Here is a 20,608-nt window from a genome sequence, read left to right on the forward strand (position 1 = left end):
AATCACCTTGCTAAGAGATTTTTTCAGCAAAAAGAAACGTTATGCATCCATACCTAGACAAGAAGCAAAAAAGGATGTACCAGAAGGGCTGATGCAGAAATGCCCGAACTGTCAGAAGATATTTTATAGAAAAGAACTACAACGAAATATGAACGTCTGTCCTCATTGTGATCACCACCACCGTTTGACGGCATATGAGAGACTGGAACACTTATTTGATGAAGGTTCCTTTGTAGAGTGGGACAAGCATATGATCTCCAATAACCCCCTGCAATTTCCTGAATATGAGGAGAAGCTGGAAAAGGACCGCTTGAAGTCTGACCTGAACGAAGCCGTCGTAACGGGGAAAACGAGTCTCGAGGGAATTGAGACGGCGGTAGCGATTATGGATTCCCGCTTCCGGATGGGAAGCATGGGCTCTGTTGTAGGCGAGAAGATTGCGAATGCCATTGAGAATGCACGTAAAGAAAAAATTCCATTTATCATCTTTACAGCTTCCGGTGGTGCCCGCATGCAGGAGGGTGTACTCAGCTTGATGCAGATGGGGAAAACCTCTGTTGCCTTGCAGCGTCTTCACGCAGATGGTGGCCTGTTTATCTCTGTCATGACGCATCCGACAACAGGAGGGGTTTCTGCAAGCTTCGCCTCCTTAGGTGACTACAACTTCGCAGAACCGAAAGCATTGATTGGGTTTGCCGGACGACGAATCATCGAGCAGACGATAAGGGAAAAACTCCCTGAAGATTTCCAGACCGCTGAATTCCTGCTTGAACACGGACAGCTGGACAAGGTCGTTCACAGACACGATCTCCGTTCTACTTTACACACCGTATTGGACATTCATTATCCTGGAGGTGAAGAAGAGTGAAGCATGTGTTAGAGTTCGAAAAGCCAGTGGTGGAATTACGCGAAAAAATCGCCGACCTGAAGCGGCTGACTGAAAACAGTGAAATGGACTTGACGGATGAAATCGTCAAGATGGAGGAGCGTCTCGAGAAGCTCGAGGCCGACGTCTATGACAGAATGCAGCCTTGGGATCGCGTACAGATGGCACGCCACCCGGAACGCCCGACGACATCAGATTATATCGAACATCTGTTTACCGACTTTCTTGAACTTCACGGTGATCGGTTCTACGGAGATGATGAAGCAATCATCTCTGGTATCGCCAAGTACAAAGGGAAGCCTGTGACAGTCATCGGTCATCAGCGCGGGAAGGATACGAAAGAGAATATCCGACGTAATTTCGGAATGCCGCACCCGGAAGGTTACCGAAAAGCACTTAGACTCATGAAACAGGCTGAGAAATTCAACAGACCGATAATTACGTTCATCGACACGAAAGGTGCCTATCCAGGCAAGGCGGCAGAAGAACGAGGTCAAAGCGAAGCCATAGCCCGCAACCTTATGGAAATGGCTGGTTTAACGGTGCCGATTGTTTGTATCGTAATCGGTGAAGGTGGAAGTGGTGGCGCATTAGGACTAGGGATTGGTGATCGCATCTTCATGCTTGAGAACTCCACCTATTCTGTTATCTCCCCTGAAGGAGCTGCCTCGATATTATGGAAAGATGCTGCTTATGCCCAGAAGGCAGCAGAATCCATGAAGATTACAGCGTACGACCTCGAAAAGCTCGGCATTGTCGATAAGGTGATCTCTGAAATCCGCGGAGGTGCACACCGTGATATTGCGGCACAGGCGGAACAGATTGACCTCGTCATTTCCAGCGCGTTGGGAGAGCTTTCAAGCCTTGATGATTCCCAGTTATTAGAAGGTAGGTTCGAGAAATATAAAAACATTGGCGAATATACGCATCTTGATTTATAATGGGTACGGTTGAAACATGACGGTTCCCATTTTCAAGGAAAAAAGTCGCACAGGACAGGTGCGGCTTTTCGCATCTTAAGGGGTTGGTAACGCTATCATTCGCGTTTCATACACCTTTTGGGAAAACTTGTACATGCTATAGAGTAGTTGGGCACAAAGGCAGGTTTTAGTGAATCCTTGTTTGGGGACAGAATAACTAGTCTAACTTTTGAGGTGATGAGTATGAAGAAAATCGGTGTACTTACAAGCGGTGGCGATGCTCCCGGTATGAACGCAGCCATTCGAGCTGTTGTTCGTAAAGCTATTTTTCACGGCTTAGAAGTGTACGGGATTAAATACGGCTATCAAGGATTAATTGATGGCAATATCGAAAAGATGGACCTGGGTTCGGTCGGTGATATCATTCAGCGTGGTGGTACGAAGCTCTACTCTGCGCGTTGTGAAGAGTTCAAAACCGAAGAAGGTCAGCTGAAAGGAATCGAGCAGCTTAAGAAACATGGCATTGAGGGCTTGATTGCAATCGGCGGTGATGGTACTTTTATGGGTGCGAAGAAAATAACCGAAAAGGGCTATCCTTGTATCGGTGTTCCGGGTACAATTGATAACGATATTCCTGGGACTGACTTCACAATTGGATTCGATACAGCACTGAATACCATTATAGATGCAATTGACAAAATTCGTGATACCGCCACTTCTCACGAACGTACGTATGTCATTGAGGTTATGGGAAGAGACGCTGGTGACCTCGCATTATGGGCAGGCCTTGCAGACGGTGCAGAAACCATCCTGATTCCTGAATCTGAGGATAACATGGATGAAGTTGTAGAACGCTTGAAGCGCGGTCATGACCGTGGTAAAAAACACAGCATCATCATCGTTGCTGAAGGTGTTGGCAGTGGTGTGGACTTTGCGAAGCAGATCGAAGAAGCGGCTCAATTAGAAACCCGCGTAACGGTTCTCGGTCACACGCAGCGTGGGGGATCACCATCCGCTTCCGACCGTGTACTGGCAAGCCGTCTCGGCGCACATGCTGTTGACCTGCTGTTGGATGGCAAAGCCGGACGCATGGTGGGTATACAAGCAAACAAACTGGTCGATCATGATATTATCGACATTTTAAATACAGAGCACCAAGTTGACTTGGATATGTATCGTCTTTCCAAAGAATTGTCTATATAAGAGTGGTACTAGAGGAGGAGAATAAGAATGTTTAGAAAAACTAAAATTGTAAGTACGATCGGTCCGGCTTCTGAGTCTACCGAGAAGCTGACAGAACTGATCAATGCTGGTATGAACGTGGCTCGCTTAAATTTCTCTCACGGTGATTTTGAAGAGCACGGTGCTCGAATCAAGAACATCCGTGAAGCTGCGGCTGCAACTGGAAAAACGGTTGCGATCCTGCTTGATACGAAGGGACCTGAAATTCGTACAGGTACGTTGAAAGAAGGAGAAGTTTACTTGGAGAAAGGGTCCACGGCTTATGTAAGCATGGATGAGATTGAAGGAGACGCTGAGCGTTTCTCTGTAACGTATCCTGGACTGATCAACGATGTCCACCCTGGATCCAAAATCCTTCTTGATGATGGACTTGTTGAACTGCAAGTTGAAGAAGTAGATAAAGACAACAATGAAATCAAAACAACGGTTCTGAACAATGGACCACTTAAGAATAAAAAAGGTGTCAACGTTCCGAATGTGAGCGTAAACCTACCTGGTATTACGGAAAAAGACGCAAAAGACATCGAGTTCGGAATCGAACAAGGCGTTGATTTCATCGCTGCATCGTTCGTTCGTCGTGCTTCAGACGTACTGGAAATCAAAGAGCTTCTAGAGAAGCATGATGCTCTTGATATTCAAATCATTCCGAAGATCGAGAACCAAGAAGGTGTCGACAACATCGATGAAATTCTTGAAGTCAGTGACGGACTGATGGTTGCACGTGGTGACCTTGGTGTTGAGATTCCTGCTGAAGATGTACCTCTTGTACAAAAAGAACTTATTGCGAAGTGTAACAAAGCTGGTAAGCCAGTCATCACAGCTACTCAAATGCTTGATTCCATGCAGCGCAACCCACGTCCTACACGTGCGGAAGCTTCTGACGTAGCGAACGCAATCTTCGACGGTACAGATGCGATCATGCTTTCTGGTGAGACAGCAGCAGGAGACTACCCAGTTGAAGCTGTTCAAACGATGCACAACATCGCAAGCAAAACAGAAACTGGCTTGAATCATAAGTCCATCCTGGACAACCGTTCTAAGCACAGTCACATGACGATTACAGATGCGATCAGCCAGTCGGTTACGCACACAGCGATCAACTTGGATGTCAACTTGATCCTTACACCGACAGAGAGCGGACATACGGCTCGCATGATTTCGAAGTATCGTCCGAAAGCACCAATCGTAGCGATCACATCAAACGACAGCATCAACCGCAAGCTTTCTCTTGTGTGGGGCGTTTACGCAATCATGGGTGAGCGTGCTTACTCTACAGACCAGATGCTTGACCTTGCAGTAGAAAACAGCCTTTCTTCAGGTCTTGCAACTCGCGGGGACCGTGTGATCATCACAGCAGGTGTACCTGTAGGAGAAAGCGGCACAACGAACTTGATGAAAGTTCACGTCATTGGCGATGTTCTTCTTAAAGGTCAAGGTGTCGGGCAAAAGAGTGCATACGGACGTGCCATCATCGCTAAAAATGCGGAAGATGCAAACAACCGTATGGAAGACGGAGACATCCTTGTCACACAGAGCACAGACCGTGACATGATGCCGGCCATTGAAAGAGCATCTGCTCTTGTCACTGTTGAAGGCGGTCTGACTTCTCATGCAGCTGTTGTAGGCTTAAGCCTTGGAATCCCAGTTGTAGTTGGCGTCAAAGACGCTCTTGAGGTTGTAAAAGACGGATCTGACTTAACTGTAGACAGCTCTCGCGGAGATATCTACGAAGGTCATTCAAGCGTCATTTAATTTTGCATAAAAGATGAGATAACCCGGATGATGCTCACAAAGCGTCCTCCGGGTTTTTCATTTTACGTCGCACCGGTTCGAAAAACTCCTGCCTTACCACTGACCGTATTACTTTATGATTATCCGGTTGGTGGGTATAATGAAAGAAAAGGATTGGAAAGGACGATTGTATGTTCCGCTGGTTGCTGCTTTTTATACTGATTGTACCAGCTTTAGAAATAGGCGTTCTCATCTGGGCCGGGAATTGGATCGGGCCTTGGTGGGTGATCATGCTCATTGTATTGACAGGTGTCATTGGCGCTTGGCTCGCGAAACAACAGGGTCTTGAGACGATTCGAAACGTTCAGCAGTCGATGTCGACAGGGCAGCCACCACAGGATGCTTTGCTGGACGGGGCCTGCATTCTCGTGGGTGGAGCGGTTCTTCTGACCCCGGGCTTCATCACGGATGCCATCGGCTTTATTCTACTTGTTCCGGCGACAAGAGCGCCGATCAAGCGATTGCTTCGCAAAATCATTATGCGAATGATGGATAAAGGTTCTGTCACCATCTATCGCAGATAATGCTTTCAGTCATTCTCTGAGTTCAGAGAATGGCTGTTTTTTATTTTCTGATCATGATGAAGTCCAGCGCCAAATGAAGCATACCGGTTGTGTGAAGAGTCTTGATGCATACGAGAATAAACGGGCTGAGGAGCATGCCGTAGACACCCAGCAGTTGAAAGCCTAAGAACAGTGCCATTAATAGAAGGACAGGGTGTATGCCGAAATGAGAGGCGAGCAGCTTAGGCTCAAGCAGCTGCCTTGTGATCATCACAATCATATACAAACTACTCAATTGGATTGTTACTAGGAAGTCTCCTTGAAAAAACGCATAAACAGCCCAAGGGACGAAAATGACTCCCGTTCCGATGTAAGGGATCAAGTCAACGAATGCTGCGATGAGCGTGATGCTTGTGGCATGCTCGAGTTGAAACAGCTTAAGCCCCGTAAAGATAAGAACGCTTGAAACACACACTAAAATGATTTGTGCTTTGATTACGCCTTTCACGGTCTGCTTCATCTGCTTCGGAATCAGGCTGGCTCGTTCCCGCCAGAATTCCGGAACCACTTTAGACAATGCGTTCTCCATCTTGTCCCAGTCATTACTAAAGAAAAAGGCTGCCAGTGCAAAGGCAAGGAACGAAGTCAGAGACGTTGGAATGCTAGTGAGTACAATCGTCAGAATTCCAAGAACAGATTCAATGACAGTAGATGCAAGTTCTCTGATCTTAGATTCTAGAACCGTCCATGACTCTTGTAAGGACAAGTGGTCAGAAATGGGAAGGGAATTGATCCATTCTTCCATCCCTCCTGAAAATTTAAAAAACACAGATTTGACCTGAGTCAATACATGGGTCACCATCTGTTCGACCTTCGCTGGTGTATCGACGGCCATAATTTTGATTCCTTTTACAGCTTCAACAATCACCAGCAATATAAGAGATGATAGGAAGGTGAAAAAGAATCCAAGCAGCAGTACGACGGCGAGTGGTCTTGGGATTCGAAACCGATGTTGGAGAAGCGATATGAAAGGCTGTAAGATCCAGGCAAGCATTAGAGCGATGATAAAAGGGTATAGGTATTTCCATGAGAAATAAAAGATATAAAGGGCTACTATAAGAATGGAGAGAAGCATGATCAAACGGAAAAAACGTTGTGACAAAAGGCTGTTCAAGGGGATCCTCCTTTACAGGTCAAAGAAAGACAGATTGCGACCAAAGTTCGAATCATTTGATAAAAACCCAGAAATTTAACCGGTTTCAATTCACATTCTCTTCAGAATACTTTATAATTGAATCTGGGGTTCATTTCCTAATTGTTTATACTGTAAAAGTAAAGCGTTTTCTTGTCGGATAGACTTGGAAACTTTGGAATTACTTAAAAGGAGAGATTGTATGGCATCTACTAAAGGTTTAGAAGGAATTACAGCAACGGATTCATCGATCAGCTCAATCATTGATGATAAGCTTACATACGTTGGCTATGACATCGATGATCTAGCGAATCATTCCAGTTTTGAAGAAGTTGTTTATTTACTATGGAATCAAAAACTCCCGACATTAAGCGAGTTGAATGAATTTAAAACAGAGCTCGTCTCAAATATGGATATCCCTACAGAAGTGATCGGTCACTTGAAGTCTTATGACCTGTCCACTGTTCATCCAATGGCTGCCCTTCGTACAGCTGTCTCAATGTTAGGACTGTTCGATCCAGAGTCAGATGTAATGGAAGAAGCAGCAAATAAACGTAAGGCACTGCGCCTGCAAGCGAAAATCCCTACAGTAGTAACAGCTTTTGCACGTATTCGCAAAGGAGAAGAACCGATTTCACCTAAAAAAGAACTGAGCTTTGCTGCAAACTTCTTATATATGTTGAATGGCAAAGACCCTGAAGATATCGAGGTTGAAGCATTCAATAAAGCACTTGTGCTTCACGCAGACCACGAATTGAACGCTTCTACATTCACAGCCCGTGTATGTGTAGCTACGCTTTCTGATGTCTACTCGGGCGTAACGGCTGCGATCGGCGCACTGAAAGGACCACTGCATGGTGGAGCTAACGAGCGCGTTATGAAGATGCTCACCGAGATTGGTGAAGTAGAGAATGCGATCCCAGCCATTGAAGAGAAGCTTAAAAACAAAGAGAAAATCATGGGTATGGGGCACCGTGTATATCGCACCGGCGATCCTCGCGCAAAGCACTTGAGAGAAATGTCCCGTGAACTTACAGAATTAACCGGGCAATCCAAGTATTACGAAATGTCAGTTAAGATCGAAGACTATATTAAAGAGAATAAAGGTCTGCCAGCTAACGTGGACTTCTATTCTGCGTCCGTTTATCACAGCCTTGGGATCGATCACGATATTTTCACGCCGATCTTTGCCGTAAGCCGTGTATCTGGATGGCTCGCTCATATTCTTGAGCAGTACTCCAATAACCGTCTGATCCGTCCAAGAGCGGAATATGTCGGTCCAAAAGGTCAATCCTACACACCGATCGAAGACCGCTGATCCAAGGGTGGATCAGTAGGGACAGGCTTTTTATTCTTTATAGTTTAACGTATGATAGAAGAGGATGTAACATCCCAAAAAAGTATTGAAACAAATCTAGGAGGGTTTCCATTGTCACAAGCAGAAAAAATTTCAGTAGAACAAAACGGAGATTTAGTCGTACCTAACCGCCCGGTTATTCCTTTCATCGAAGGAGATGGAATCGGTCCCGATATCTGGGCAGCAGCAAGCCGTGTTATCGAAGCAGCTGTTGATAAAGCTTATAATGGTGAGAAATCAATCGAGTGGAAAGAAGTATATGCAGGTCAGAAAGCCTACGACAAGACGGGAGAATGGCTTCCTGAGGCGACACTTGATACCATTCGTGATTATAAAATCGCAATCAAAGGTCCTTTGACGACTCCAATCGGTGGAGGAATCCGTTCCTTGAACGTTGCTCTTCGTCAAGAATTAGATCTATTTACTTGCCTGCGTCCTGTACGTTATTTCGAAGGTGTGCCTTCTCCTGTAAAGCGTCCTGAAGATACAGATATGGCTATTTTCCGCGAGAATACAGAAGACATCTACGCTGGTATTGAGTGGCAGCAAGGTACTCCTGAAGTGAAGAAAGTGATCGAATTCCTTCAGAACGAAATGGGAGTACATAACATTCGCTTCCCTGAAACATCAGGAATCGGAATCAAGCCGGTTTCTGAAGAAGGAACGAAACGTCTTGTTCGTGCAGCGATCGATTACGCACTGAACGAAGGTCGTAAGAACGTAACACTTGTTCACAAAGGAAACATCATGAAGTTCACGGAAGGTTCCTTCAAGAACTGGGGTTATGAAGTGGCGGAAGAAGAATACGGTGACAAGGTCTTCACATGGGCTGAGTATGACCGTATCGTAGAAAAAGAAGGAAAAGACGCTGCAAATAAAGCACAAGATGCTGCAGAAGCAGAAGGCAAAATTATCGTGAAAGATGCGATTGCAGATATCTTCCTTCAACAGATCCTGACTCGTCCTAAAGAGTTCGATGTTGTTGCAACAATGAACTTGAACGGAGATTACATCTCTGATGCACTTGCTGCGCAAGTGGGTGGAATCGGAATCGCTCCTGGAGCGAACATCAACTTCGAAACGGGGCACGCTATCTTTGAAGCAACTCACGGAACAGCTCCTAAATATGCAGGAATGGACAAGGTGAACCCTTCATCTGTAATCCTTTCAGGCGTACTGATGCTTGAGCACCTTGGGTGGAGAGAAGCGGCTCAACTAATCTCTGACTCTATGGATAAGACAATCGGAAGCAAGACCGTAACGTATGACTTTGCTCGTATGATGGACGGCGCTACCGAAGTGAAATGTTCCGAATTCGGAGATGCGTTAATTAAGAATATGGGTTAATTCCCTAAAACATAAAGAGGCTGGCAGAGAAAAGTGGATTCTCGCCGGCCTCTTGTTGTATGATTAAGAGCATAAACTTGAAGTGTAAGATGGAAAGGGGATTACTATGGCAATTCGAAGAAATAAAATCTCTGTAATTGGTGCAGGCTTTACTGGTGCCACAACAGCTCTAATGGCGGCCCAGAAAGAATTGGGGGATGTCGTACTCGTCGATATCCCTGATATGGAAGACCCAACCAAAGGAAAAGCGCTGGACATGCTTGAGGCGAGCCCGGTGCAAGGTTTCGATGCGCACATTAAAGGCACATCAAACTATGAAGATACAAAGGATTCAGACTTAGTCATTATTACGGCTGGAATCGCCCGTAAGCCGGGGATGAGCCGCGATGACCTTGTCAATACCAATTCCAAAATCATGAAGAGTGTAACAAAAGAAATTGTGAAGTATTCTCCTGAAACATTCATCATCGTTTTGACAAACCCTGTAGACGCGATGACGTATTCCGTTTTCCAGGAAGCTGGTCTTCCGAAGAACCGTGTAATCGGTCAATCCGGAGTGCTTGATACGGCGCGTTTCCGTACATTTGTTGCAGAGGAATTAAACGTATCGATCAAAGATGTGACTGGTTTCGTACTAGGCGGGCACGGAGATGATATGGTGCCATTGACTCGATATTCCTTTGCCGGAGGAATTCCTCTTGAACGACTAATCTCTAAAGACCGCCTGGATGCAATCGTGGAGCGTACTCGTAAAGGGGGAGGCGAAATCGTCGGGCTCCTTGGGAACGGAAGTGCCTACTATGCTCCGGCCGCTTCTTTAGTTCAAATGGCAGAAGCCATCCTGAAGGACCAGCGTCGTATTCTTCCTGCGATTGCGTATCTAGAAGGAGAATATGGTTACGATGGCATTTATCTTGGCGTTCCTACCATTCTTGGCGGGAATGGAATTGAAGAGGTCATTGAACTGGAACTGACAGAAGATGAAAAAGAACAGCTCAATCAGTCAGCAGACTCTGTTAAAAATGTCCTCAATGTATTAAAATAGAGGGAGTAGGATTCGAGGTTGTCCTCGGATCCTTTTTTTACAACCGTTTCAGAAAACGCTTACAAAGAGGTGACCCATCATGTTGGATAAAAAAAGAAAGCTCGGAAGAAAGATTAAAGATTTAAAAGTGGGGGAAACGTTTACGACATCCTTTTCGGTAGAGGATCGTGATCTCCTTATGTACTTAGGGTTGACGGACGATGCGAACCCTCTTTATATTCAACACGACTATGCATCACAGACCCCTTTCAAAAGACCAATCGTACCGAGTGTCATGGTTTTCGGAATGGTTTCCTCGATTGTTTCGATGCATCTGCCCGGTCCTGGAAGTCATATCATTCGACAGGATCTCGACTATCCAAAGCCGGTCTACCACTATGCAGAGGTGCGCTTCAATGTGGAACTGACGGACCTAGACACCAACGAGCATGAAGTGGTCCTTCACGTAACGGGTTATGATGAAGAGGGGGATGAAGTCGTCAAAGGATCCCTCACCGTTCAGCCGCCATACGAACCGAGCTCGATGAATGCGACTTCCCTGGAGAATTTTTATTAAACGAAAGATATTGTATGAAGAAGGAGTCTTCTTTTTATAAAAGAAGGTGATTCTTCCTAAAACTCAAACCTTTTTTAAAATAAACCCGAACAGCTGCATAGGAAGCTGTTCGGGTTTATTGTCCTTACGTTCAGCCTTCCTTCTTTTTTCTCCTTTTTGTGTATAAAACAACCAACTCCTATACCATATTGATCATACGGCCTTTATTAAGATTAAGTAAAATTCGTTAAGATCCGTATTCAAACTGTAAAGTTCATTGTATGATGAAGGTAACTTGTAGCTTGAGGTGATGGGAATGGAACAGAAGATTTTAATTGTTGACGACGAGGAATCAATCGTCACACTACTGAAGTATAATATTGAACAATCCGGCTATGAAACAGAAGTAGCCTATACAGGGACAGACGCTCTTGAGAAAGCGTCTAATACATCGTTCGACTTAATTGTACTGGATGTCATGCTTCCGGGAATGGATGGAATGGAAGTATGTAAACAACTCCGCCAGAAACAAGTCGATACCCCCATTCTTATGCTGACGGCAAAAGATGATGAGTTTGATAAAGTCCTTGGTCTCGAACTTGGGGCGGATGACTATTTGACGAAGCCTTTCAGTCCGCGTGAGGTCGTGGCAAGAATTAAGGCCATTTTAAGACGGATGGTCCGTGAGCCTGTTGAGGACAACCAGGACCATATTCAAATTGCAGACTTAACCATTTATCCGGAGCAATACGAGGCGACAATCAAAGAAGATCCACTTACCTTTACGCCGAAAGAGTTTGAATTGCTACTGTACTTAGCGCAGAACCTGGGGAGAGTGCTCTCTAGAGATCAACTGCTGAGTGCGGTGTGGAATTATGATTTCGCTGGTGATACGAGAATTGTCGATGTCCACGTCAGTCACCTTCGCGAAAAAATCGAGCCTGATACAAAAAAGCCTGTTTACATTAAAACAATCCGTGGACTTGGTTACAAAATGGAGGAGCCGAAATAAATGCCGTCTAATACGAGACCACTGCTCACGTACACCGTTCTCGTTGTCATCGTGATGATTGGTCTTGGCGTTATTCTCGCTCAGCTTACGAGAGGCTACTTCATCAATGTTTTCGAACAGCGTATTGAAGTGGAAAGCCAGTATTTTGCTGATTATATAGAAGACTTTACAGAAAATAATGAAGTGAGTCGGGAAGAACTTCTCGAATTCAGTGAACAGTTCAATACAGGTATGGTGCTTGTATCCAGTAAAGGGGAAGAAGTCATCAATACCATTGATGTGCTTCCTTTGATTTCTAAAGAAGAGAAAACGCGGGTGATGAACCAGGTCGTGAACGGAGAGATTGAGAACCGGGAAGGGAAGATTATCGAGAACATCTTTTACTACCCTGTTAGTATTGACTATGAAACGACAGAAGGAACGCTGGTTCTTCTCTCTCCCGTGAAATCGTTGACGAACATCACGAAGAACATCTGGCTGTTGATTGGTGTGACCCTTCTGCTAGGCCTCCTTGCTATCTTCTTAATCGGGTTCAATATTTTCTCGAAGTATGTCCGTCCCATCCGTTCTGCTGCTTCTGTTGCGACGGAACTGGCAAAAGGGAATTATAAAGCGAGAACGTATGAAGGTCATTTTGGCGAAGCGGGTCAGCTTAGTCGATCGATCAACATATTGGCTCGCAACCTGCAGGAAATGACGAGTACGAAAGGGATGCAGGAGAATCAGCTGGAGGCCGTGATTAACAACATGGGGAACAGCCTTGTGTTAATTGATGAGAAAGGGTACATCCTTCTTGTAAATCCTGCTTTCCTTGAAACGTTTGGTGGAGAAGAAAAAGATTATATCAGCTATTTGTACCATGATGCGATTCCTCATACTGCCATTCATGAAACCGTTAAACGGATTATTATGTTCGAAGAAACGGTGAGTGAGATGTTTGTCCTTCCTGTCAACATTGATCGGAAGCACTTGGAAGTGACAGGAGCTCCGATTTTCAGTGAAAACAAAAAGTGGAAAGGCGTCGTGTTGGTCTTCCACGATATCTCTGAGCTCAAGCAGCTGGAGCAAATGAGAAAGGACTTTGTAGCGAACGTATCGCACGAGTTGAAAACACCGATTACGTCCATTCGGGGCTTCTCTGAGACGCTCTTAGATGGTGCGATGAAAGACGAGAAGATGCTGGAGCAGTTCCTTCAAATCATTTTGAAAGAGAGCGGGCGTTTACAGTCTCTCATTCAGGATTTACTTGAGCTATCGAAACTTGAGAGGGAAGACTTCCACTTGAACATCGAGCCGATTGAGATTCAGAAACTGCTGAATGATTTAATACCGATTGTCGAGCAGCAGGCCAATCAGAAGGACATCAAACTAATTGTCGATCTGAAAGGCGATGCTATGGTGCAAGGGGACTCGAGTCGTCTGAAACAGGTCTTTATGAATCTGTTGACGAATGCGGTCAACTATACCCCTGAAGAGGGGAATGTATCGATTAAACTGAAAGAATTCAACGAGTTTATCAGAGTCTCGGTTTCTGATAATGGGGTTGGCATTCCGGAAGAAGAGATTTCTCGAATTTTCGAACGTTTCTACAGAGTGGACAAGGCGAGAAGCCGTAACTCTGGGGGAACTGGCCTCGGGCTTGCCATAGTGAAGCATATCGTGGAAGGCCATGAAGGCAGGATTCACGTCGAAAGCGAAATCGACAAGGGAACGACTTTTCATGTCGAGATTCCTAAGGAGTTTACACAAACTTAATACTTCCTTTATTTTCAGTTTATATTCGTTTGTTACATTACCTATGAAACCCTTTCATCCAAGGTGTTTTCTCTATTGGGCAGAAGCATCCCTCGCTTCTGCCTCTTTTTGAAAAGTTTATGAAACATAAAGATACAATCATTCGAGGATCTCCCTTTAAACTAGGGAGATCCTTTTTCATTGGCTGGAAATTCATTTTTATGGATATTTTTGGAGTGTAAAACGAAACCTTCTCAAATCGTGAAACGTATAACTAGTAACCAATACATAGAGAAGGGGAAATCCTATGAGTGTCAAACAAATTTATAAATGGACAGGGTTACTGGTGTTGGCTGTCGTTCTTTTGTTCGCTTTTTTTACCACCTGGTACACCGTTGATGAGTCCGAGCAGGCGGTTGTCATCACGCTCGGAGAAGCGGAGGAAGGCATTACGGATCCGGGACTTCATTTCAAAATGCCGTGGCCGGTTCAAGAGGTAGAAAAAATGTCGAAGGAGACGTTCAGTCTGGACTTTGGCTTTAATGAAGAGGAAGAAGCGGCTGATAAGGCGACGATGATCACCGGTGACGATGAAATTGTTCAAGCAGATCTTGTCGTCCAATGGAAAATTACAGAGCCGGAACAGTACCTCTTTGCTTCTGAGGATCCGAAGCAGGTATTGAATAATGCGACATCCTCTTCCTTACGAGGTGTCATCGGAAGCAGTGAAATCGATGAAGCACTGACGTCCGGAAAGGCAGAGATCGAAAATGAAGTGCGCGAGAGGCTTGTCGCATTAATGGAACAGTATGAAGTCGGGGTTTCCATTATCGATGTACGGCTTCAAGAGGTGGACCTGCCGAATGAAGAAGTCCGTCGAGCTTTTACAGAAGTAACGGATGCACGCGAACAGATGCAGAGTAAAATCAATGAAGCGGAAAAATACAGCAACCAGAAGCGGGAAGAAGCGCTCGGTGAGAAAGACGCCATCATCCAGCGGGCAGAAGGGGACAAGGTTGAACGGATTCAGGAAGCCAAAGGGGCCGTGGCAAAATACAATGCTTTGTTGACGGAATATCAGAGCAATCAGGCGATTACGCGTGAACGGCTGATGATGGAAACACTCGAAGAGGTACTCCCGGAGGCGAACGTCTACATCATGAACGATGATGGTAACACGATGAAATATCTGCCTTTAAATCAAGGTCAAGTTCAGACGGTTACACCACCAGCCGCATCGGATGAGGAGGATTCCAATGAGTGATTCCATCAAAGACATTCAGGAAAAGAGCCGAAAGGACCTTAAAGTCTTTGTAAGAGCAGGACTGACGATACTGTTGATTGCGATTGTGCTCTTTATCGCTATCAGTTCTGTGACGATCGTGAAAGAGGGCGAATACAAAGTCGTCCGTCAGTTTGGTGATGTTATTAAGATTTATGAAGAGCCGGGATTGAAGTTCAAAGCTCCTTTGATTCAGGATACCTCTACGTTGACGAAGAAGAAGATGGTCTATGATGTCGAAGAGAAAGAGATTACGACGCTCGATAAGAAACGGATGATCATCGATAACTACGCGATTTGGAGTATTTCCGACCCGGAAGCGATGATTTCGAACGCGCGTACCGTAGAAAACGCAGAAGCAAGGATGGGGGAGTTCATTTTTTCCATCGTCCGTACGGAGCTCGGGAAGATGAATTTTTCTGAGATCATCAGTGAGGACAGCTCGCGTGGGGCATTGAACGAAGAGATCACCAATACGGTGAATGAGTATTTGACGAGGGATGAATACGGGATCGTCGTAGCGGATGTGCGGATTAAGCGTTCGGATCTACCGGAAGCGAACGAACAAGCCGTATTTAATCAAATGATTACCGACCGGAATAAAGAGGCCCAGAAATATATTTCACAGGGGGAAGCGGAGAAGAACAGACAGCTTGCGACGGTCGACCGAGAGGTACAGGAAATGCTGTCGACCGCCAATGCCAATGCAGAGACGATCCGCGCAGAAGGCGAGCAGGAAGCGGCACGCATTTACAACCAGTCCTTTTCTCAAGATCCTGAATTCTATCAGTTATACAGAACACTGGAATCTTATAAGAAGACCATCGACGGTGAAACGACGATCATTCTTCCGAAGGATTCCCCGTATGCCCAGCTGCTTTTGGGTTATTTCGAGTAATAGGCTTCGCGCGTCTTTTTCTTCTCTACAGCAATCGTGGTAGAATGAAGGAAAAGACGTTTTTTTATTGTGAATAGGAGTGGATGAAATGGCTGAAAAGGTTGTCTTAATAGATGGGAATAGTATCGCGTACCGTGCGTTTTTCGCGCTGCCTTTATTGAATAATGATAAAGGGGTGTACACGAACGCCGTATATGGTTTTACCACCATGCTTTTAAAAATATTAGAAGAGGACCAACCGGATCATTTGCTTGTGGCATTTGATGCAGGCAAAACGACGTTCAGGCACAAGACGTATAAGGATTATAAAGGCGGGCGGCAGAAGACTCCGTCCGAGCTTTCTGAGCAGTTCCCTGTATTGAAAGAACTTCTCGATGCGTTCGGGATCAAATATTATCAGCTCGAGCAGTATGAAGCAGATGACATCATCGGCACATTAGCGACGCAGGCCGGGGATAAGGGCTTGGACGTCAAAGTGATTTCCGGAGATAAAGACTTGCTTCAGCTTGTGAGTGACAACATTACAGTAAGCCTTACGAAGAAAGGGATTACGAATGTGGATACATACGATCCCGAGTTTCTGATGGAAAAAATGGAAGTGCGCCCTGATCAGGTCATCGATTTGAAAGCATTGATGGGGGACAGCTCTGACAACATCCCTGGAGTCCCGGGTGTGGGCGAGAAGACGGCGGTCAAGCTTCTGAAGCAGTTTGATAAGCTTGAGAACGTTTATAACCAACTTGACGAAGTAAGTGGGAAGAAGCTGAAAGAGAAGCTCGAAACGAATAAGGACGAGGCGTTCATGAGTAAGGAGCTCGTGACCATCAATCGCGATTCCCCGATCGAAGTATCACTGGAGGATCTAACCTTCAAGGGATACGAGACGCACACCGTCAGTCAGTTCTTCAAAGAGCTCGGCTTCCAATCTCTCTTATCAAGAGTTCAGGAAGGCGGCGAAGGGGATACAGAGACGGCAGTAGACGAGATTGATATCGAAGTCGTGAGCGAAATTTCTTCTGAACTGTTTACAGGGAAGGAAGCAATGGTCGTCGAAATGCTGCACGACAACTATCATCAATCCCCGATCGAAGGGATCTCCATCGTGAATGATGAGAAAAAATACTTTATGACGATTGAACAGGCTACGGATTCTGAAGCGTTCAAAGCTTGGGCAGAGAATCCTGAACAGGAGAAGTGGGTGTTCGATGCCAAAGCTGCGACCGTCGCCCTTCTTCACCACGGCATTCATATTCAAGGGATTACCTTCGACCTGCTATTGGCCTCTTACTTGATCAATCCGGCTGAAAATAACCATGATATCCCGGCGATCAGCCACCGAATGGGTGAGACGGGCGTCCAGTATGATGAAGAAGTGTACGGCAAGGGAGCGAAGATGAAGCTTCCGGACGAAGAAACGTTCCGGAGCCACATCGGACGGAAAGCGGATATGATCTTCCGACTGAAGAAGCAGGCCGAAGATCAATTGAAACAAAATGAGCAGTTTGAACTTTATCAAGAGCTTGAAATGCCTCTTGCTCTCATCCTTGGCGAAATGGAGCACCAGGGTGTGCGGCTTGATGTGGACCGATTAAAGGGGATGGGAGAGGAGTTAGAAGGACGCCTGGACAAGGTGCAAGAGGAAATCTTTGAGTTAGCAGGGGAAACGTTCAACTTGAACTCTCCAAAACAGCTCGGTCCTATTTTGTTCGAGACCTTGGAGCTTCCAGTGATCAAAAAGACGAAGACGGGGTATTCCACTTCGGCTGATGTACTGGAGCAGCTCGCGGACCAGCACGAGATTATTCCGAAAATCCTTCTTTACCGTCAATTAGGGAAGCTGAAGTCTACGTATATTGAAGGGCTTCTGAAAGTTGTCCACGAGGATACGAACAAAATTCATACGCGCTTCAACCAGGCGCTCACTCAAACCGGGCGGTTGAGTTCGATCGACCCGAACCTGCAGAACATTCCGATCCGCCTTGAAGAAGGCAGAAAGATCAGACAGGCGTTCGTTCCGTCTCAAGAAGGCTGGGTCATGTTCGCCAGTGACTATTCTCAAATTGAGCTGCGCGTGCTCGCTCATATTGCTCAAGATGAGAAGTTGATGCAGGCATTCAAAGAAGGCTTGGATATTCATACGCAGACAGCAAGTGAAGTGTTTGGAGTCGCGCAGGACGAAGTGACGAGCGATATGCGTCGTCAGGCAAAAGCCGTGAACTTCGGAATTGTCTATGGTATAAGTGACTATGGACTTTCGCAGAGTCTTGGCATTACACGTAAGGAGGCACAAGCCTTCATCGATAAATACTTTGAAAGCTATCCTGGTGTGAAGGATTATATGGGTGAAACCGTCAGCGAAGCGAAACGGACAGGCTATGTGACGACGTTTATGAACCGTAGACGTTACCTGCCGGATATTACGAGCCGTAATTTCAATAAGCGGAGCTTTGCAGAGCGGACAGCGATGAACTCCCCAATCCAGGGTAGCGCAGCGGATATCATTAAAAAGGCCATGATCGATTTGGATCACAGGTTAAAAGAAGAAAACTTCCAGGCTACCATGATTCTGCAAGTGCACGATGAATTGATATTGGAGGCGCCTGAAGAAGAAGTGGAGAAACTGAAGGAGGTCGTCGCCTCCGTCATGACGAGTACCGTCGATCTGGATGTTCCGCTTGAAGTGGACTATTCATACGGTCCGACATGGTACGATGCGAAGTAAGTAAGGAGAATGAACAATGCCGGAATTACCAGAAGTTGAAACCGTCAGGCAGACGCTCTTGCAGCTCGTTCGAAACAAAACGATCGAGCGTGTGTCTGTACATTGGGGCAACATCATCAAGCGCCCTCAGGATCCAAACGAATTCAAGCGTTTATTAGAAGGTCAAACGATACTCGATATCGAGCGGAAAGGTAAGTTCATGATTTTTAACATGAACGACCTCTCTCTCGTCTCCCACCTGAGAATGGAAGGGAAGTTCGGCGTGTTTGATGCTTCTGAAGAAAAGCCTAAGCATACGCATGTCATTTTTCATTTCGATGACGGGACCGACCTTCGCTATGACGATGTGCGTAAGTTCGGAACGATGCATGTGTTTGAAAAAGGCGAGGAATTAAAAGAGAAGCCGCTGAAGCAGCTTGGGCCGGATCCGTTCGAAGATGCGTTCTCGCTTGAGTATTTTCACGAGAAATTACAGCGGACGTCCCGGAATATCAAGTCTGTGCTCCTCGATCAAGCGGTCGTAGCAGGACTTGGGAATATCTACGTGGATGAAGCGCTGTTTAAAGCTCGTGTGCACCCTGAACGGTTGGCGAACACACTGACGAAGGATGAAGCAGAACGGGTCAGAACGGCTAGCGTAGACATCATCAATGAAGCGATACGTCAAGGCGGCTCTACGATTCGCTCTTATATCAACAGCCAGGGGCAGATCGGAATGTTCCAACAGCAGCTGAAGGTGTACGGAAAAGAGAACACCGGATGCCCGCAATGTGGAACAGAGATCACGAAGCTGAAAGTAGGCGGAAGAGGGACGCACATCTGCCCTCAATGCCAAAGCTAAACACGAACTAGGCGCAATCCCATATACTATCTCACAGATTATAAAGCAGAGGTGTCGTATATGGGAGTCGCTACGTTCACGTTTTTATTTGTGTTAGCCGTCAGCATTGACAGCTTTGGAATCGGGTGCGTGCTCGGCATGCAGAATGTACGCATTCATCTTCGGTCTATTGCGCTCATTGCTGTGCTTTCAGGTGTCATGTTTTTAATTTCATCGTATAGTGGTCATTTGCTGCTGCTCTTCATTTCAGCCGAATATGTGGAGCGGATCGGTGCAATCGCCCTTATTATCATCGGGACATACTTTTTATGGCAGTATTTTAAGAAACCTTCACCTGATGAAGAGAAAGAACCTTGGCTGCATCCAGAACGCGTCCTTCATGACCCGCTTGTAGCCGATGTCGACCGTTCTGGTGGCATTGTCGGTAAAGAGGTCTGGTTTTTGGGAGTGGCGCTGTCGTTAGATACGATTGGTGCGGGCATCAGTGGTGCATTCATTGGAATGCCTCCACTCTTTACCGCCGTTCTCATTACACTATCTACGTGTCTGATGTTGTTTACAGGCGTTACCTGCGGGGCAAAGTGGAGTGAAAAGGCAGAGAGTGTCTCGATCCTTCCGGGTGTTCTATTGATCATCATCGGATTAATTAAGCTTACGTAGAGGAGGAATGCTATGACGACCGTCATTGGCTTGACAGGTAGTATTGCTACTGGAAAAAGCACGGTTTCAAATATGTTCAAAGATCTCAACATTCCTGTAATCGATGCAGACCAACTTTCGAGGGATGTCGTGAAGCCTGGAGAGCCTGCGTATCAGAAGATTGTTGAAGCTTTCGGTTCTCGAGTGCTGCAAAACGATGGCACCCTGGACAGGAAGAAGCTTGGAAGCATCGTCTTTTCAGATGGAGAAAAGCGGAAAGAATTGAACGGAATCGTTCATCCTGAAGTTCGAAAAGAAATGATTCGAAGACGGGATCACTTTGTTGACGAAAAATATCCAGCGGTCGTCTTGGATATTCCGTTGCTCTATGAAAGTGAGCTGACACATTACGTAGAACGGGTGCTCGTTGTATATGTGGATGAAGCGACACAGCTGGAGCGCCTGACGAACCGTGATCAGTCAACCGAAGAAGAGGCGATGCAGCGTATCAAGTCTCAAATCCCTATCTCAGAAAAAGCGGACCGGGCCGATGCGGTGATTGATAACAGAGGAACAATAGAGGAAAGTTTACAGCAATTAAGAGACATACTTCACGAGTGGGAAGTCGTATAATAACACGTCGGGTTTTTTACCGGCGTGTT

Annotated in this window: 18 protein-coding genes; 17 read left to right on the top strand and 1 reads right to left on the bottom strand. The window is 45.9% G+C overall.

Annotated elements, in window-relative coordinates:
* Window positions 1-7 precede the first annotated feature (7 nt).
* The 5 genes from accD to LCM20_RS04475 all read left to right on the top strand — a co-directional run bounded on the left by accD (window position 8) and on the right by LCM20_RS04475 (window position 5,363).
* On the top strand, window positions 8-868 hold the full coding sequence (accD, locus tag LCM20_RS04455) for an acetyl-CoA carboxylase, carboxyltransferase subunit beta (protein ID WP_225194232.1): 861 nt from the start codon (window positions 8-10) through the stop codon (window positions 866-868).
* Window positions 865-1,827 (top strand): acetyl-CoA carboxylase carboxyltransferase subunit alpha, encoded by a 963-nt coding sequence (locus LCM20_RS04460; RefSeq protein WP_225194233.1) that lies wholly within the window; start codon window positions 865-867, stop codon window positions 1,825-1,827. Before accD ends, LCM20_RS04460 begins: the two co-directional genes overlap by 4 nt.
* A gap of 222 nt (window positions 1,828-2,049) precedes the next feature.
* Window positions 2,050-3,009 (top strand): 6-phosphofructokinase, encoded by a 960-nt coding sequence (gene pfkA / locus LCM20_RS04465; protein ID WP_225194795.1) that lies wholly within the window; start codon window positions 2,050-2,052, stop codon window positions 3,007-3,009.
* Between the two features lie 27 nt (window positions 3,010-3,036).
* Entirely contained in the window at window positions 3,037-4,800 is a 1,764-nt protein-coding gene (gene pyk / locus LCM20_RS04470) for a pyruvate kinase (RefSeq protein ID WP_225194234.1), read from the top strand.
* 170 nt (window positions 4,801-4,970) lie between these two features.
* Window positions 4,971-5,363 carry an FxsA family protein gene (locus LCM20_RS04475; protein ID WP_225194235.1) on the top strand — a complete coding sequence of 131 codons (393 nt, stop codon included), beginning with the start codon at window positions 4,971-4,973 and terminating at the stop codon, window positions 5,361-5,363.
* Window positions 5,364-5,403: 40 nt separating this feature from the next.
* On the opposite strand, the gene ytvI is transcribed toward LCM20_RS04475, so the two are convergent.
* Window positions 5,404-6,516: a sporulation integral membrane protein YtvI gene (gene ytvI, locus LCM20_RS04480; RefSeq protein WP_225194236.1), complete on the bottom strand. Its 1,113-nt coding sequence runs from the start codon at window positions 6,514-6,516 to the stop codon at window positions 5,404-5,406.
* A gap of 220 nt (window positions 6,517-6,736) precedes the next feature.
* Here ytvI and citZ point away from each other — a divergent pair, with 220 nt between their 5' ends.
* The 12 genes from citZ to coaE all read left to right on the top strand — a co-directional run bounded on the left by citZ (window position 6,737) and on the right by coaE (window position 20,579).
* Entirely contained in the window at window positions 6,737-7,852 is a 1,116-nt protein-coding gene (gene citZ, locus LCM20_RS04485) for a citrate synthase (RefSeq protein ID WP_225194237.1), read from the top strand.
* Window positions 7,853-7,963: 111 nt separating this feature from the next.
* The gene (gene icd / locus LCM20_RS04490; RefSeq protein WP_225194238.1) at window positions 7,964-9,238 is read left to right on the top strand and encodes an NADP-dependent isocitrate dehydrogenase; all 1,275 of its coding nucleotides are present in this window, start codon (window positions 7,964-7,966) and stop codon (window positions 9,236-9,238) included.
* Between the two features lie 106 nt (window positions 9,239-9,344).
* Window positions 9,345-10,283, top strand: coding sequence for a malate dehydrogenase (mdh, locus tag LCM20_RS04495; RefSeq protein WP_225194239.1), 939 nt, complete (start codon window positions 9,345-9,347; stop codon window positions 10,281-10,283).
* Between the two features lie 79 nt (window positions 10,284-10,362).
* Window positions 10,363-10,839, top strand: coding sequence for a MaoC family dehydratase (locus LCM20_RS04500; RefSeq protein WP_225194240.1), 477 nt, complete (start codon window positions 10,363-10,365; stop codon window positions 10,837-10,839).
* A gap of 295 nt (window positions 10,840-11,134) precedes the next feature.
* The gene (locus LCM20_RS04505) at window positions 11,135-11,830 is read left to right on the top strand and encodes a response regulator transcription factor (RefSeq protein WP_225194241.1); all 696 of its coding nucleotides are present in this window, start codon (window positions 11,135-11,137) and stop codon (window positions 11,828-11,830) included.
* Entirely contained in the window at window positions 11,831-13,585 is a 1,755-nt protein-coding gene (gene pnpS, locus LCM20_RS04510) for a two-component system histidine kinase PnpS (protein WP_225194242.1), read from the top strand.
* 286 nt (window positions 13,586-13,871) lie between these two features.
* Entirely contained in the window at window positions 13,872-14,828 is a 957-nt protein-coding gene (gene hflK, locus LCM20_RS04515) for an FtsH protease activity modulator HflK (protein WP_225194243.1), read from the top strand.
* Complete coding sequence (gene hflC / locus LCM20_RS04520; protein ID WP_225194244.1) at window positions 14,821-15,744, top strand: protease modulator HflC; 924 nt, start codon at window positions 14,821-14,823, stop codon at window positions 15,742-15,744. Before hflK ends, hflC begins: the two co-directional genes overlap by 8 nt.
* Before the next feature lie 88 nt (window positions 15,745-15,832).
* Entirely contained in the window at window positions 15,833-18,466 is a 2,634-nt protein-coding gene (gene polA, locus LCM20_RS04525) for a DNA polymerase I (protein WP_225194245.1), read from the top strand.
* Between the two features lie 16 nt (window positions 18,467-18,482).
* Window positions 18,483-19,307: a DNA-formamidopyrimidine glycosylase gene (mutM, locus tag LCM20_RS04530; RefSeq protein ID WP_225194246.1), complete on the top strand. Its 825-nt coding sequence runs from the start codon at window positions 18,483-18,485 to the stop codon at window positions 19,305-19,307.
* Between the two features lie 60 nt (window positions 19,308-19,367).
* Window positions 19,368-19,967 (top strand): sporulation membrane protein YtaF, encoded by a 600-nt coding sequence (ytaF, locus tag LCM20_RS04535; protein ID WP_225194247.1) that lies wholly within the window; start codon window positions 19,368-19,370, stop codon window positions 19,965-19,967.
* A gap of 12 nt (window positions 19,968-19,979) precedes the next feature.
* Entirely contained in the window at window positions 19,980-20,579 is a 600-nt protein-coding gene (coaE, locus tag LCM20_RS04540; protein WP_225194248.1) for a dephospho-CoA kinase, read from the top strand.
* Window positions 20,580-20,608 lie beyond the last annotated feature (29 nt).

Origin of the sequence: Halobacillus litoralis (assembly GCF_020171725.1) — a bacterium.
Taxonomy (GTDB): domain Bacteria; phylum Bacillota; class Bacilli; order Bacillales; family Halobacillaceae; genus Halobacillus; species Halobacillus litoralis_F.

Coding starts and splice junctions, on each gene's coding strand:
- LCM20_RS04475 (WP_225194235.1), top strand. CDS start 4,971: ATGTTCCGCTGGTTGCTGCTTTTTATACTGATTGTACCAGCTTTAGAA.
- pyk (WP_225194234.1), top strand. CDS start 3,037: ATGTTTAGAAAAACTAAAATTGTAAGTACGATCGGTCCGGCTTCTGAG.
- coaE (WP_225194248.1), top strand. CDS start 19,980: ATGACGACCGTCATTGGCTTGACAGGTAGTATTGCTACTGGAAAAAGC.
- polA (WP_225194245.1), top strand. CDS start 15,833: ATGGCTGAAAAGGTTGTCTTAATAGATGGGAATAGTATCGCGTACCGT.
- LCM20_RS04505 (WP_225194241.1), top strand. CDS start 11,135: ATGGAACAGAAGATTTTAATTGTTGACGACGAGGAATCAATCGTCACA.
- ytaF (WP_225194247.1), top strand. CDS start 19,368: ATGGGAGTCGCTACGTTCACGTTTTTATTTGTGTTAGCCGTCAGCATT.
- mdh (WP_225194239.1), top strand. CDS start 9,345: ATGGCAATTCGAAGAAATAAAATCTCTGTAATTGGTGCAGGCTTTACT.
- LCM20_RS04500 (WP_225194240.1), top strand. CDS start 10,363: ATGTTGGATAAAAAAAGAAAGCTCGGAAGAAAGATTAAAGATTTAAAA.
- hflC (WP_225194244.1), top strand. CDS start 14,821: ATGAGTGATTCCATCAAAGACATTCAGGAAAAGAGCCGAAAGGACCTT.
- pfkA (WP_225194795.1), top strand. CDS start 2,050: ATGAAGAAAATCGGTGTACTTACAAGCGGTGGCGATGCTCCCGGTATG.
- hflK (WP_225194243.1), top strand. CDS start 13,872: ATGAGTGTCAAACAAATTTATAAATGGACAGGGTTACTGGTGTTGGCT.
- pnpS (WP_225194242.1), top strand. CDS start 11,831: ATGCCGTCTAATACGAGACCACTGCTCACGTACACCGTTCTCGTTGTC.
- citZ (WP_225194237.1), top strand. CDS start 6,737: ATGGCATCTACTAAAGGTTTAGAAGGAATTACAGCAACGGATTCATCG.
- mutM (WP_225194246.1), top strand. CDS start 18,483: ATGCCGGAATTACCAGAAGTTGAAACCGTCAGGCAGACGCTCTTGCAG.